Below are 13,524 nucleotides of genomic sequence, written 5' to 3'. Positions count from 1 at the left end.
GTCCTGCGGCCTCGAAAGATGTCGAACTGAATCGACATCGGTTTCGTAGACACCTCGAACGGCTGCAAAGGGTCGAAAGCGGGCATAGAACCATCTGTGTTGGAGGCGAACAGCCCTTCCCTACCTATTGAACTCTCGCCCGTGAACCAGCAGCTCGGTCGCGACCTCGCCACCCGACAAGTGCACCTCGACCAGGCGTTGCACCTCTTCATTGTCGCGCACCCGATACCAGCAAGCGTCGGGATACACCGTCAGCACCGGCCCCAGGTTGCAGGGGAACTGGCAAGCCGTGCGCGTCAGCAGCACGCCACCCGGCACCTCGATCAGTTGCCGCTGAAGCAACTCGCGGCGCAGCTGCTTCCACAACGGCAAGGCGCCTCGCCGGACGCAACGCGGGCCGGTGCAGAGGAACACCTGGCGTGCATGATCCGGGATGCTCGACCAGTCGGGGTCGGCGGCCACTGCATTGACCTGATCACAGGCGAGGTGCCGTGTGGGGTCCTCGATGCTCGCACAGGCCATTCGCGCATCCAGGCCACGGCGCCCCAACGCTTGCGCGGTAACCCAGACCTGCGGTTGATGCCCATGTTCACGCGCGATGCACCCCAGTTCATCGCGCAGCCAGTCCAGGTAGGCGCCGTCGGAGGTGGGTTCCAGGTCCACCACCAACACGCACTCCAGCCCGTCGGCGAAGGCCTTGCGCAAGACCGCCCACAAGCCCTCGAACCCGTCCAGGGTGTCAATGACATCGTCCCGTGCGGTTTCGCCCCGCAGTTGGCAGAGTTCCGCGCCGAAGGCCTCGGCCGCTGAACCGCCCGCAAGGCCTGGCCCGACAAACAAGACGCGCTGGTAAGTCATCACATGCTCTCTCGAAGTGAATTTCGCAGAAGCACGCACAGGCAGGCATCGAGCATGGGCCCAGACCGGCCCATGCCTGCCCACCGCAGGATTGTCGCCAAAAGATTCCAGGCCGGTCTCCGGGCTCGCGAGGCTGGATGCCCTCGCCTTCCCATGGCCGGCTGGCCACAGTGGTCTGATTGAGGGCATCACTCGCATACCGTTGCGGGGGCAGCACCGGACTGGCGCTAAGCGCGTACCGGTTTCCCGTTTCACCCCAAGCGCGGCGACTTGGGGCACCTGAAACTGGGCGGCATGTGAACATTCGGTGCGGTGCGCGTCAAGGTGATGAACCGGGCCCGGCACTCCCACAGAGGCCAATGCTGCACCAAGAACCGTAGGCGCCAGCCTTGCTGGCGATGCCCGGCACAGCCGGGCTAATCACCAGACGAAGGCATCGATTCCCCGAGGTTGCGCACCTATTTGAAACGCCGTGGCTGGGTTGCCATTTCAGACTTTCTTCAATATCCCCATATGCGCATCGTCCATCAACGCCTTGGCCATATCACTGAGGTAGTGCGACGCCCAGACCAGCACCGGTTCGTTGTCCATCACACCAATGAATGATGCGCGGCGGGCGCTGTCGAGCAGCACGGAGGCTTGTTCCATGGCGTGGTTGGCGCAGTTACCGGGTTCTACGCGGAACAAGCGGGTGCCTTTGGTAGCACCTTCCATGAACGTGCACGTGCCGACGGTCCAACCGAGTTGGCCGTGGTCTGCTGGGATTTCGTTGTCCATTCGCGATTCCTCTGAAGCGTTGAAGGGGTGACCGAGCTACCTGTAGGAGCGGCTTCAGCCGCGATCACCAGCAACGCTGGTGCCAGGTACCGCGGTGTCTGCATCGCGGCTGAAGCCGCTCCTACAGGGGCCAGCGAAGGGCTGTCAGTGCAGCGTGTAGGACGGCGGCCGGGCGCTCATCTGTAGCTGAGCCAATGCCGACTCCAGCAGCGTGTGGGTGGCATCGAGCTCGTGCATGACTGTCAGCATCACCAGCGTGGCCGGTGACTTGGGCAGGTGGGTCAAGGACTGATGAGTGACCGCCAGCGCGCACATGACGTACTCAGTGGCACTCACCAGCGTGTCTTCGAGGAAATGGGGAGATTCGGTTGGAGCCGGTGGATCCGGCACGATCTTGAGCATGGTGAATCCTCTTTTGCATGGGATCAAAGCCACCACGCCACCCTTGCAATGGATAGGGTGGCAGCTACGTACAGGTCTGCAAGACCGGCGCAAAAGAGAAAACCGGCAGGCCCAAAGGCCTCCCATACGCAGCCGCCATGACACAACAAGCAACACGATTACAGGTTGCTGTATTGGCAGTGAATCTTTTGCGGACGGGCTTGCAGGCCCGGTCGTTGATTTGGCAACGACCCGGCGAGACTAGCCGTCACTTCGATAGCGCAAAAGTGCTCAAAGCATGCTTGGGAAACGCCCTACGTGAAATGGGGAAAGTCTGATTAGCCCATGTAGGACTTCATCCCCAGCTTTTCATTTCCTCGAAATCACGCCACTCATGTATTCATGCAGATCGCGAAAATCTTTGACGCTCCAGGCATGCGGCGCAATCTTCACCCCATTCTCCTGCAGCGTTTTCGGAATCAGGTTTCCATTTGGGCGAAGGATGACCGAAGACACGATAACGCCTGGATAGTCGTTCAAGCGCTTCTTGAATGCAGCGCTGGTAAGGTCCGGCGTTGGCGGGTTGCTCTTTTTGGCCAACGGCCCCGTCCCCTTGATATCCGCGCCATGGCACACGGCACACCGCTGCACGAAGAGGTTTTTCCCGTTGGTGTTTTCCGCCAAGGACAGCGGCGTTTGCAGCAGTGACAAGAACCCCAGCATCGCGATACGTGAAACATTCATTCCCAAGCTGCCTCCACGGCTCAAAGTCCATTTGATACCAGCATCACACGCCACTACCCGACCGCGCCATCCATAAGTGCCGCAGCTGTCATCCCCTTCGACATGTTGCTACCCTGCCCCGACGCATCGGACAGAATCGAGCACATGCTGGAAGCACTACGACGGATCGACCTCAACCTCCTGCTGACCCTCCACGCGCTGTTGCTGGAACGGCACGTGACCCGTGCGTCGGTGCGCCTGCACAAGAGCCAGCCCGCCGTCAGCCATGCCCTGGCCCAACTTCGCGTTCACTTCGACGACCCCTTGCTGATCCGCCGTGACGGCCAGCTGGTGCTGACCGCCCGCGCGCAAAGCCTGCTGGGGCCGCTCGAGCAGTCCCTGAGGCATCTCAATGATCTGCTGGGGGCTTCCGATTTCGACCCGGGCCAATCCCAGGCGCGCTTTCGCTTGTCACTTTCCGACTACGCTGCGCGCCGTGTGCTGCCCAGGCTGGTTCGTCATGTTCGCCGCGTCGCACCCGGGGTGGACCTGGCCGTCAGCCAGGCCAGCCGGGAGACCATGATGGCCCAACTGGCGGATGGCGAGCTCGACGTGGCGCTGGGCATTTTCCCGGAATACCCCCAAGGCGTGCGGGTGCAGGAGTTGTTCCCCGAACACTTCGTCAGCCTGGCCGATGAAAGCGCCCTGCCGGCATGCGGCTGCCTGTCGCTCGAGGAGTGGCTGGAGCGCCCGCACGTCATGCTCGCCCTGCGCCCCGATGCCAATGACGAAATCGAGCGCGTGCTGGCGCGAATGGGGGTACGGCGCAGGATCGCCGTGGCGCTGCCGCACTGGAGCGCCGCCATCGAACTCATCGCCGGCACCGACCTCATCCTGACGGTGGCGAGTTGGGCGGTGCGGGACCTCGACCGCTACCCGACGCTGCGCACCTTCGATGCCCCGCTGGGCCTGCCGGTGCTGTCGTACCAGCAAGCCTGGCACTCGCGCAAGGATGCAGACCCGGCGAACCGCTGGATCAGGGACGCGATCCTGGCTTGCAGCCAAGGCACCTGACGGTTGGAAAACGCACTGAGCCAAGCCCCGATTATTGCGTGAAGAGCTTGGCCAGCTGTTTGATGGCCTGGCTGAAATGCGTATGGTCTCTCAGCCGATCCGGCGAATCGGTGGCGAACCAATTGGCGTCGTTGAAGGGCCTGAGCACATCGACATAGTTCAGGAGCGCATCCAGTTCCAATGGGTAGTTGCTGAGCAACCGATCCTGGTCGAACGCGTGCTGCATGATTGCATCCCGGTCATGGGGCAAGTTGAGCTCGGCCATGACCCGGCAGGCGAGATCGGCATACCCCGCACCACTGGGATGCATGCCATCGATGCTCAGGTAGCCACCGGCCTTGAGTCGTTTACCCTGCGGGGCCGCGAAGTCCAACTCGCCGTCGAGATAACGATTATCGATGAACTGGCTGGCATTCACCCTGACACGGGCCGTCTCATTCAACCGGTTTTTATAGTCGATTGCATCAAATGCCTGGTAGGTATCCACAAACACCAGACGGTGTGCCGTTTGCGTTGCGTTCGCGGCCTCGATAAACAGGTCTCGTATTGTTGAGTTGACCTCACGGACTTGTGCGTCGGCCTGGACAACGACACTGCGGTCAATCTTCAACGACGTTGGTAGCAAACGGACACGGTAGGCCTCGGGGTAGCCATCTTCACGCAGGTCGGATACAGGCTGTAATGCGGCAACCGCACTGACCTTGGGCAGCAGCACGATCACCACGCGCTCGACCGCCGCTGGAAGCCTGGCAATGCGTTCAGCCACCTCTTGCCACTGCTGGAAGTAGTTCTTGCCGTTGTACTCCCCCTGGGTAATCGATTGGTTTTTCCCCAGGAAGCCAAACTTGAAAAGCCCATGATTGTGCCCGGAGTGCACCACCAACATTTCCGGTTGCCGCCGCTCGACCCAGTCCAGCGGAGCGAAGTCATCGAAGTCGGCGACCTTCTGTGGGTTCAATACATACTGCCCGTTGATCGCGATATGCAGATCGGAGAAATGGTCGAGCTGTGCCGCGAGATCTGTCCTCAAGTGCGCCTGTACTTGCCTGAAGAACGTGTTCCACGAACCGCTGTACATATGGTGAACCTCGCTCCCGGCAATGGCGAGGTTGTCGAAGGATTGATGCAGGGACTTGGGGGTGGCCGCCACCCAGAGGTTCAGGTTGTCCAGGATGCGTTCCGGCAAGCCGACCAGGGAAAGCGCGGACGGTGCAACGAGGATCGGGTTCAGTCGCCTGATTTCCTGTTCGAGATCGAACAAGACTTCCCATGGGTGATCAGGGGGAACAAAGTCCCAGCCTTGCGCAGCGGCAAGCCGCGCCGGCCAGGACTGGGCACAGAGCGAGGCCCTGACGGTCAGGCTTCTGCAGCCCTGGGGCAGTGAGTCACCCACGACCATCAGCTTTGGGTTGAGTCTGGCGATGTTCATGACGCGCTGTCCTCACAGTGGCTAAAGCAGGTAGTGCTTCATAAGGGACACTGCGCGGACTTCCCTTTGTTTAATCCAGTCTTTCGATCAAGGCTGTTGTCGGCGACGCTGTTGCCATCGGCAGTCGAACTGAGGCGATCCTCCCTACCAGCGTTGCAAAGTCAGTGTAGCCGCGCGCCTCGATTGAGAAGTTGGCGACAGGCATGAAACCGAAGAAGGGCATTCGCTGGAGCCGCTGGTGCCGGGTACCGCAGTGCCCATTTCGCGGCTAAAGCCGCTCCTACAGAGGATCAACCCCGGATAATCCTGACGGTTTGGTTACGCACTGGCGATTTCCGCCGGCCCCTTGAGCTCGACTTGATTGCCATCAGGATCGAAGCAGTAGAGCGACAGCCCCACCCCCTCTGCCCCGTATCGGCTGGCGGCCTTTTCCACCGAGATGCCGTGCCCTTGCAGATGGGCAATAATCGCCTGCTCGTCGAACGGCTCCACGCGCAGGCAGAAGTGATCGACGTTGCGTCGCTCCTTCCCGGGTGCCCCACCGCCCTTGGCGCCCAACGGGCCTTCGATATCCACCAGGTCGATCATGGAACCGCCAGCCGCCAGGTGGATCATGGCCAGCTCTTCGTTGTGCTTGCTGATCGAGCAACCCAGTACCTGGGTATAGAACTCCACGCTGCGCTGCATGTCCTGCACGCGCAGCACAATGTGGTCGATTTGCTGGATAGTGAAAACCGTCACCTTGTCACCTCCTGAGCTTCGGTGATGTATTCCGATGTGGATGGCCAGCTTGGTCCATCCAGGTTTCGAATGAAAATCGACAATCCGTACATGGGATATTCGCCAACCGAATGACATTGCGTCCTGGGCTGGCCAATGCTTCATGAATCGCCCTAATACCCGGCTTGCAAAGCTAATTTCAATCTCACCTGGTGAACACCCTAGACTGCCCGCTCACCCTCACAGGATCCCCGCGATGAACGGCGAAACCTCGCTTGAAAAACTGCTCCAGTCCATGAAGCCCGAACTCAACGACGGCGAATATGTGTTCGTCACCGGCATTGACCCAATGTCGCTGCCAGACGTGGAGGTTGTCGGTAGTTTCAAGGAACGCGAAGGATGGACCGTGATTCTGCAGCGCAGCAGCGCCGATGCGCTGAAGCTGCCCTACAGCTACGTGTGTGCCTGGATCACCCTGACCGTCCACTCCTCGCTGGAGGCCGTGGGACTGACCGCGGCGTTTGCCACTGCGCTGGGCAAGGCCGGTATCAGCTGCAATGTGATGGCCGCCTATTACCATGACCATATCTTCGTCGGCGTCAACGACGCCCAGAACGCCATGGCGGTGTTGAACGCGCTCTCACGCCAATAAGCGATCGACCCTGCGCATGACGCACGCGTTTGTGGGTCGCCTTGCCTGTCATCGTGCTGTGTCTGCCAACCCCAACCAGGCACGCAACACCGCATAGCCACGCCAGGGTCGCCAACCCTGGGCCGCTTGCGTGGCGGCATTGGCACTGCTCACGCCCAGTGCTTTTTGCAACGCCACGTCGCCGGCCGGAAAGGCGTCGGGCCAGCGCAGTGCGCGCAGGGCGATGTACTGGGCCGTCCAGTCGCCGATCCCGGGTAATGCCCGCAGTTGGGCACAGGTCGCGGTGACATCCACGCCGGGGCTCAAGACCAGGCGCCCTTCCTCCATGGCCTCGGCCAAGGCCTTGAGCGCGGCCTGGCGTTGGCGGGTGATACCCAGTTGGCCGAGCACATCGCCGCTGGCCGCCGCCAGGGCGGCCGGCGTGGGGAACAGGCGGTCCAGGCCTGGCACCGGGGCCTCGATGGGTGCGCCGAACGCGGTGCTGAGGCGTGTGCCCAGCGTGCGCGCGGCGACCACGGTGATCTGTTGCCCGAGCACGGCGCGCACCGCCAGCTCGAAACCGTCCAGCGTCCCAGGAACGCGCACGCCTTCGTTCGACGGGAAGGTAGCATGCAACGCGCTGTGAATGGCATGCGGATCGGCATCCAAGTCGAAGGCGGCGCGCACGCGGCTGATCAACGTCGGTAGCACGATCACCAGCGACTCGCTGATCGTGACCAGCACCTGGGCATGCGCCTCGTCGAAGCGCACCCGCAGCCAACCGCAGTGCTCGTGCGGCCCCCTGGCGATGCGCAACGTGCGCGAATACTGCAGCCCCTCCACGCACTCCACGCCCGGTATGGCGCGCAGGCGCAGGAAGCCCAGCATGGCCTGCACATCATAAGGTGGGCGCCAGCCCAGGCGCACGCTGACGCCCTGCCCGTCCGGCGAGCCCTTGGCGCGGCGCAACACGCTCGGGTTCAGGCCGTAGTGACGGGAGAACGCATCGTTGAACCGTCGCACGCTGCCAAACCCGCTGGACAACGCCACCTGCGTCATTGGCAGTTGTGTGTCGGCAATCAACTGCTTGGCCGCCAGCAGCCGTCGCGTCTGGAGGTACTGGAGGGGCGAAACACCGAAGTGTGTCTCGAAGATGCGCCGCAGGTGGCGGTCGCTCACGCCCAGGTGGCGTGCGAGGGTGACCATCGAGCTTGCCACGCCATTCAAGGCCTCCGGCTCGTCCATCAACCGCGCCGCCTGCAACGCCAGGATGCGCGAAGCATCTTCGGTGCTCCAGGCGACCGCGCGCGGCGCCAGCTCCGGCCGACAACGCAAGCAGGGCCTGAAGCCCGCTGCCTCGGCCTGGGCGGCGTGACGGTAGAAACGGATATTCTCGCGCCGCGGCGTCTTCACCCGGCACACTGGCCGGCAATAGATGCCCGTGCTGGTCACGGCCGTGAAAAAGGCGCCGTCGAAACGGGCATCGTGCGCCTTCACGGCCAGGTAGCAGGCGTCGCTTTCAGGGATATCGATAGTGTTTGGCATGGGAGACATCCTATGCCCTGAGCATGGCTGAGGCTCGCCATTTTCGGACATCTGGTCTGCCGCTTCGAGAGTTTGGCCAATCACGGCAAAAATCCGATGCCTTGCGGCATCGGATTGCGATTGATTGGCCTCGACAATCAAATCCGTGGCACATCCGGCACGTCTGCCGGATGTCGCCTTGATCGCGTGTTACTCAGCCGTCTGCGCTTGCAGCTCATCCTGCGTGGCGCCAGCCGGATTGCTGCCGCTGGTCAACGGCCCGTAGCGGCGGCTGAACTCCTGGTTGTAGGGCACGTGGTTCTTGTTCACCCCGCTGTCCCAGTTGACCGACCAGGTCATCAGGCCCTTGATCGAAATGCCCTTGGCGTAAAGCCGCTTGAACGCGTTGGACACCGCCGTCGGGTTGATCACGTAGCCGGTGGCCGCGGCATCGACGTTGGCCGGCAGGCCGATGGCGAACTTGTCGGCCGGGATCTTGGTGAAACCGCGGGTACCACTGACCAGGCTTTCGGTCATGTAGTAGAGGAAGTCCTCTTTCATCGCGTCGTTGTTCTGGGCGATCCACGCGCCCCGACCGTTGTTGGCCTCCTCGACCCAGAGCCCATCGCCGCCCTGGTTGTAGAACTGCGGCGCGATGAAGTCGTAGTAGCCTTCCAGCGCCTTGAGGTAGGGCACGTAGCGGCCAGCGGCGGTCAGGTAGGGGAACTCCGGCGCCATGCTGATGATGAAGTGCTTGCCTTCGGCGGCGTAGTGGTCCTTGACCAGTTTCAGCGCGGCGGGCAGGACGGTCTTGTTGGCAGCGAAGTCAATCGCGCTCTGTTCAAGGTCGATGTCCAGCCCATCGAAGCCGTAGGTTTCCACGAGGCGGATGATTTCATTGGCCAGCGGCTGTTCGTGGCCCGGGTTCAGCGCGATATGCGCATCGGCGCCGCCCAGGGACATCAGCACCACCCTGCCCTGGCTGTTCAACACGCCCACCTGGCGACGGAACTCGGCGTCGGACAGGTTGTAGGGCTTGAAGGTCGGAATACCGCTGCCCTTCATGAAGGCCACGGCCACCACGTTGTAGTCCCGTGGCACATCCTCCAGGCTCATGTTGGCGAACTGCCCGCGCTGGTAGCCATCGGCGGGGCCAGCCGGCCAGTTGTGCCAGTAGCCCATGAGGATCTTCTTGCCGGCCAGGCTCGGCATCTTCGAGGCGGCATCCTCCGCCGTTTTCAGTTGGGTGAAGTCAAACGTAGACATGTTCTAATCCTTCAGAACGTGTGGAATATCCGCCGGCTTACTGGAAGTCGACGTCGAAGGCCTGATAGAAGGCGTTGCCGGTGTTGGCCACGATCCACATCAGCACGATCACGTGACGACCCTTCTTGTTCGAAGGCAGCTTCACTTCGTGATCGATCTTGGCCTTCAGTTCACCGGCGTGGCTGTAGTACGGCACCTGCGGGTAGAAGTCCTCGGCGAACGGCTTGGCTTCCAGCTGCGCACGGGTGATGCGCTGTTTCGGGTCCCAGCCGTCCTTGGTGATCAACCAACGGTAGCCACGGGTGGTGTGAGGCGCGGTGTACACCCAGTTCACCTTGAACAGCTGGCCTGGGTCGACGTTCAGCAGCGGCCAGGTGAACGCGCGGTTGAGCTTCTTGCTCATTTCCTCGTCGGTGAAGTTGACACAGTCACGGGCATCGGCCTTGCCACCGCTGAGGATGTAGCCATCAGCGGGTGGCGCGACGCTGGGGTTATCGGACTCGAACGGCGCGGGGAACGGGCCGGCGACCAGGGCCGGGAAGTTCTTGCCGCCTTCCATCTCGTTGACCTGCCAGCCACCGAGCAGGCCGAGGTCGATGGCAACGGCGCCGCGGGAGGCCGGGGACATGACGCGGCCGTGGCGAAGTGGGGATTGCGATTGTGGTTGGTTCATCGTTGTAGCTCCATTTAGTTTGAGAACTCTCCGTTTCCAGCGGAGAGGCCTTCAAACTAACCGAGCTGGATTTTCTGTCCACGGGGCCATTTTTCGTTTTGGGGCACGCGGGAACAGGAAAACCCCGCAAATACTGGATGGATATCCAGTACACCCATAATTCTCTTACTCGACCTGAAGCCGAAGTCCTACAGGCACAGGCGGCGCTTATCCGTTGGTTCCATACCCGGAGAGTGCCTATCCAGAGCGCTTTATCAAGAATTTACGGAGCTCGGTGGAAACTCGACGGCAACTTGATACGCGAATCCATACCCTGTTGACGCCCCTGTAGGAGCCGGCTTGCCGGCGAACCAGACAACGCGGTGGCTGGCACCGGCACAGCCGGTGTTCGCCGGCAAAGCCGGCTCCTACAGAAAGACGTCCATCACCTTGTGCGCCACACGGATGAACCATGAAACCGCCGAGACTTGTATGAACACTTCCGCCAACCCCCTTGAACGTCAGCTCAAGCAACAGGGCATCACCGAAGTCGAATGCATGATCAGCGACTTCACCGGCATCGCCCGCGGCAAGATCGCTTCCATCGCCAGGTTCCTCGAGGAAGGCGGCATGCGGCTGCCCGAAAGCGTATTGCTGCAGACGGTGACCGGCGACTTCGTCGACGACCCGATCTTCTATGCACTGCTGGATGAGGCCGGCGTCGACATGTGCTGCCGCCCGGCCGCACAGGCTATCTACGTTCTGCCCTGGCTGACGGAGCCGACCGCCATGGTCATCCACGACACCTTCGACCGCTTCGGCAAGCCCATCGAACTGTCGCCGCGCAATGTGCTCAAGCGTGTGCTCGGCCTCTACGCCGACAAGGGCTGGAAACCGGTGGTCGCGCCGGAGCTCGAGTTCTACCTGACCCGACGCAGCCACGACCCCGACCTGCCCCTGGAAGCCCCCGACGGCCGCTCGGGCCGGGCCGAGCGCGGTCGCCAGAGTTACTCCATCGATGCGGCCAACGAATTCGCCCCCCTGTTCGAGGATCTGTACCTCTGGTGCGAAGCCCAAGGGCTGGACCTGGACACCCTGATCCACGAAGGGGGCCCCGCGCAGATGGAGATCAATTTCCGCCACGGTGACCCACTGCGCCTGGCTGACCAGCTCATCGTGTTCAAGCGCTCCCTGCATGAGGCCGCGATCCGGCACGGTGTCGGCGCGACCTTCATGGCCAAGCCAATCGCCCATGAGCCCGGCAGCGCGATGCATATCCACCAGAGCGTGCTGGACATGGCCACCGGCGGCAACCTGTTCGCCGGGGCGGACGGCGCCATGAGCGAACGCATCCTGCACTACATCGGCGGCTTGCAGCGTTACCTGCCGAACGTGCTGCCGCTGTTCGCGCCCAATGTGAATTCCTTCCGCCGTTTCCTGCCGGACAGCTGCGCCCCGGTGAACGTCGAATGGGGTACCGAGAACCGTACCGTCGGCCTGCGCGTACCTGCGTCCGCACCTACGGCGATGCGCGTGGAAAACCGCCTGCCCGGCGCCGACGCCAACCCTTACCTGGCGTTGGCTGCCAGCCTGCTGTGCGGCTATCTCGGCATGCTCGAACAGGTCAGTCCAAGCGCTCCCGTGCATGGCCGCGCCTACGACCACAACGGCCTGCGCCTACCGCAAACGCTCGAGGAGGCACTGGCCCGAATGGAGCATTGCGAGGCACTCCGGGAATACCTCGGAGAGCGCTTCGTGCAAGGTTACGTCGCGGTGAAACGCACCGAGCACAGGCATTACCGGCAAGTGATCAGCGCCTGGGAGCGCGAGTTTCTTCAACTCAGTGTCTGAACGCTCACTGGTACGGCGACCGGACCTTGATCTGCTGGTTGTCGGGAGTACCGCCCGCCGGGCACGGCATGGGCGCGAGCTGCTTGTCCAGGCAGACCCAGAGCTCCTTCAGGCGGTTGCCCGAGCCCACTGAAACCCGCAGGCTCTGCGCGGGCAGTGCCGGGTTGCGCGTCAGGAAGGCCTGCTTGATCGTGCTCACCTTGGTCTCCACCAGCTGGTTCGGACCAGGGTCGGTGCCCAGCATCTCTTGCGTGGTGGGGCGGCGCAGCGTGTCGTACACCCGCTGGATATCGGCGAAATAGCGATCGGGGGACGACCAGCCGCAGGTGCCGTGGGCCTGCCATTCGTTCTGCATCAGGTCCGCGCCCGGCATCATGCACAGGTGCTGCTTGACCAGCGCGGCCGGCAACGAGCCGACGCTCTGGCAGTTACGTGGATGGTCGCGGTCGGACCGGGCGTAGCCGTTCTGCGGCCACAGGCCATGCACCACCCATTCGAAACGGTTGCCGGAGAAACACTGGAAGGCATGTTTCTCACGTTGCGCCTTGGGTTTGTTGCGCTGGGCCTCGCAGTGCTCCGGCGACCAGGACAGCACCAGAGCCAGGTAGTCTGTGGGCAGGTCCTTGTTGACGTAGTCCACCGGGCGTGGCGGCGCGGGCTCCACGGTATCGGGCAATGCGCAGACTTCCTCGGCGGTGGCCTGGCTGGCGAACGCTGTCAGTGCTCCCCAAAGCAGTGCTTTCATCCAGGCCGAACGCAATGATTGGCTTCCCATGATTAACTCCTTGTCTGGTTCGATGCGCTCCATGCGCGGGTGTGCTGGGTACCAGCCAGGCGATGGTGTGCTTCGAATGTGACGATTCGTCAGTGGCTGGTCGGCCCGAGCTGGCCAGCCAGCGGCCAAGGCGAAGTATAATCGCGCGCGGCACTGCCCTCGGGTACAGTCCTCACCCGCCTCTTTTCGATCACAGAACATGAACCGTCGCAAAAAAATCAACCAGCTGTTGAAAGCCCACGCCAAGAAGGCCAGCGCCAAGCTCGCGCCGAAAAACCGCAACACTTACATTTCCAAGGCCGACCGGGCGAAGCTGGCTGCCGAGGCCAGCCAACAGGCCGAGCCGCCCCCCGATACACCGCCACAGCCCTGAGCGCAGCCGCCACTGGAGAGCAATGCGATGGACCTGAAGTTCAGCCATGTCGATGTGCTGGTCACCGACCTTGAGGCCGCCTGCGCCTACTACGCCCAGGTGCTGGGCGCTCGAATCTCCAGGACATTGGTGTGGGAGCGCGGCGGCCTGCACGTACGCTACGCGATCGCCCTGCTCGGCGAGGAACGCTTCATGCTGGTCCAGCCATTGGCAGGCAACCTGAAGGACCTGCTGGACACGCATGGCGAAGGCATGATCTACCGCCACTGCTATAGCACGCCGGACATCGAGCAGGCCTATGACCAACTGGTGACCAACGGCGTGCAGCCCGAAGACGAGAACGGCAACCCGCTGGCCCGCGAGCACCTGCAGTCTCCTGCCGGTGCGCGGATCATCTGGCTACCGAAACGCTTCGGGCACTTCTCGATCGAAATCCTCGAGGCCCAGGCACTCGAGGCCTTCATTGAAGAAGCGTTCCGCGCACCGTAGG

General features: G+C 62.3%; 14 protein-coding genes, 1 pseudogene and 1 riboswitch. Of the genes and pseudogenes, 5 read left to right on the top strand and 10 right to left on the bottom strand.

Annotation, left to right across the window (positions count from 1 at the left end; all coding sequences use genetic code 11):
* Positions 1-120: 120 nt before the first annotated feature.
* The 4 genes from PSEEN_RS27020 to PSEEN_RS11955 form a co-directional block, all read right to left on the bottom strand.
* Positions 121-858: a (2Fe-2S) ferredoxin domain-containing protein gene (locus PSEEN_RS27020; RefSeq protein ID WP_011533775.1), complete on the bottom strand. Its 738-nt coding sequence runs from the start codon at positions 856-858 to the stop codon at positions 121-123.
* Positions 859-951: 93 nt separating this feature from the next.
* Positions 952-1,156, bottom strand: a riboswitch (cobalamin riboswitch).
* A gap of 191 nt (positions 1,157-1,347) precedes the next feature.
* Complete coding sequence (locus tag PSEEN_RS11965) at positions 1,348-1,635, bottom strand: DUF3077 domain-containing protein (protein WP_011533774.1); 288 nt, start codon at positions 1,633-1,635, stop codon at positions 1,348-1,350.
* Between the two features lie 144 nt (positions 1,636-1,779).
* Positions 1,780-2,037 carry a hypothetical protein gene (locus PSEEN_RS11960; protein ID WP_044488052.1) on the bottom strand — a complete coding sequence of 86 codons (258 nt, stop codon included), beginning with the start codon at positions 2,035-2,037 and terminating at the stop codon, positions 1,780-1,782.
* A gap of 348 nt (positions 2,038-2,385) precedes the next feature.
* Positions 2,386-2,760 (bottom strand): c-type cytochrome, encoded by a 375-nt coding sequence (locus PSEEN_RS11955; RefSeq protein WP_011533772.1) that lies wholly within the window; start codon positions 2,758-2,760, stop codon positions 2,386-2,388.
* A 147-nt stretch (positions 2,761-2,907) separates the two neighbouring features.
* Between PSEEN_RS11955 and PSEEN_RS11950 the strand changes: the two genes are divergently transcribed.
* A complete protein-coding gene (locus PSEEN_RS11950) occupies positions 2,908-3,813 on the top strand; it encodes a LysR family transcriptional regulator (protein ID WP_044488763.1) in 906 nt (301 codons plus the stop codon).
* 31 nt (positions 3,814-3,844) lie between these two features.
* Here the strand turns inward: PSEEN_RS11950 and PSEEN_RS11945 are convergent, their stop codons facing one another.
* Positions 3,845-5,242: an SGNH/GDSL hydrolase family protein gene (locus PSEEN_RS11945; RefSeq protein WP_011533770.1), complete on the bottom strand. Its 1,398-nt coding sequence runs from the start codon at positions 5,240-5,242 to the stop codon at positions 3,845-3,847.
* A gap of 318 nt (positions 5,243-5,560) precedes the next feature.
* On the bottom strand, positions 5,561-5,983 hold the full coding sequence (locus tag PSEEN_RS11940) for a VOC family protein (protein ID WP_011533769.1): 423 nt from the start codon (positions 5,981-5,983) through the stop codon (positions 5,561-5,563).
* A gap of 235 nt (positions 5,984-6,218) precedes the next feature.
* Between PSEEN_RS11940 and PSEEN_RS11935 the strand changes: the two genes are divergently transcribed.
* Positions 6,219-6,614 (top strand): ACT domain-containing protein, encoded by a 396-nt coding sequence (locus tag PSEEN_RS11935; protein ID WP_011533768.1) that lies wholly within the window; start codon positions 6,219-6,221, stop codon positions 6,612-6,614.
* Between the two features lie 48 nt (positions 6,615-6,662).
* Here PSEEN_RS11935 and PSEEN_RS11930 read toward each other — a convergent pair whose 3' ends face one another.
* The 3 genes and pseudogenes from PSEEN_RS11930 to PSEEN_RS11920 form a co-directional block, all read right to left on the bottom strand.
* Positions 6,663-8,138 carry an AlkA N-terminal domain-containing protein gene (locus tag PSEEN_RS11930; protein ID WP_044488050.1) on the bottom strand — a complete coding sequence of 492 codons (1,476 nt, stop codon included), beginning with the start codon at positions 8,136-8,138 and terminating at the stop codon, positions 6,663-6,665.
* Positions 8,139-8,390: 252 nt separating this feature from the next.
* Positions 8,391-9,383 (bottom strand): annotated as a pseudogene (locus tag PSEEN_RS11925) (chitinase); the annotation flags it as partial.
* A gap of 37 nt (positions 9,384-9,420) precedes the next feature.
* Entirely contained in the window at positions 9,421-10,056 is a 636-nt protein-coding gene (locus PSEEN_RS11920) for a lytic polysaccharide monooxygenase auxiliary activity family 9 protein (RefSeq protein WP_011533765.1), read from the bottom strand.
* Positions 10,057-10,527: 471 nt separating this feature from the next.
* Between PSEEN_RS11920 and PSEEN_RS11915 the strand changes: the two genes are divergently transcribed.
* A complete protein-coding gene (locus tag PSEEN_RS11915) occupies positions 10,528-11,886 on the top strand; it encodes a glutamine synthetase family protein (protein ID WP_011533764.1) in 1,359 nt (452 codons plus the stop codon).
* Between the two features lie 4 nt (positions 11,887-11,890).
* On the opposite strand, the gene PSEEN_RS11910 is transcribed toward PSEEN_RS11915, so the two are convergent.
* Positions 11,891-12,661 carry a ribonuclease T2 family protein gene (locus tag PSEEN_RS11910; protein WP_011533763.1) on the bottom strand — a complete coding sequence of 257 codons (771 nt, stop codon included), beginning with the start codon at positions 12,659-12,661 and terminating at the stop codon, positions 11,891-11,893.
* Positions 12,662-12,860: 199 nt separating this feature from the next.
* Here PSEEN_RS11910 and PSEEN_RS26125 point away from each other — a divergent pair, with 199 nt between their 5' ends.
* Both PSEEN_RS26125 and PSEEN_RS11905 read left to right on the top strand, forming a co-directional pair.
* A complete protein-coding gene (locus PSEEN_RS26125) occupies positions 12,861-13,034 on the top strand; it encodes a DUF2986 domain-containing protein (RefSeq protein ID WP_011533762.1) in 174 nt (57 codons plus the stop codon).
* Between the two features lie 27 nt (positions 13,035-13,061).
* The gene (locus tag PSEEN_RS11905) at positions 13,062-13,523 is read left to right on the top strand and encodes a VOC family protein (RefSeq protein ID WP_011533761.1); all 462 of its coding nucleotides are present in this window, start codon (positions 13,062-13,064) and stop codon (positions 13,521-13,523) included.
* The last annotated feature ends 1 nt before the right edge of the window (position 13,524 follow it).

Source organism: Pseudomonas entomophila L48 (assembly GCF_000026105.1).
GTDB classification, from domain to species: Bacteria; Pseudomonadota; Gammaproteobacteria; order Pseudomonadales; family Pseudomonadaceae; genus Aquipseudomonas; species Aquipseudomonas entomophila.
The sequence above is the reverse complement of the archived record's forward strand: the minus strand, read 5'-3'. Positions and strand labels throughout refer to the sequence as shown.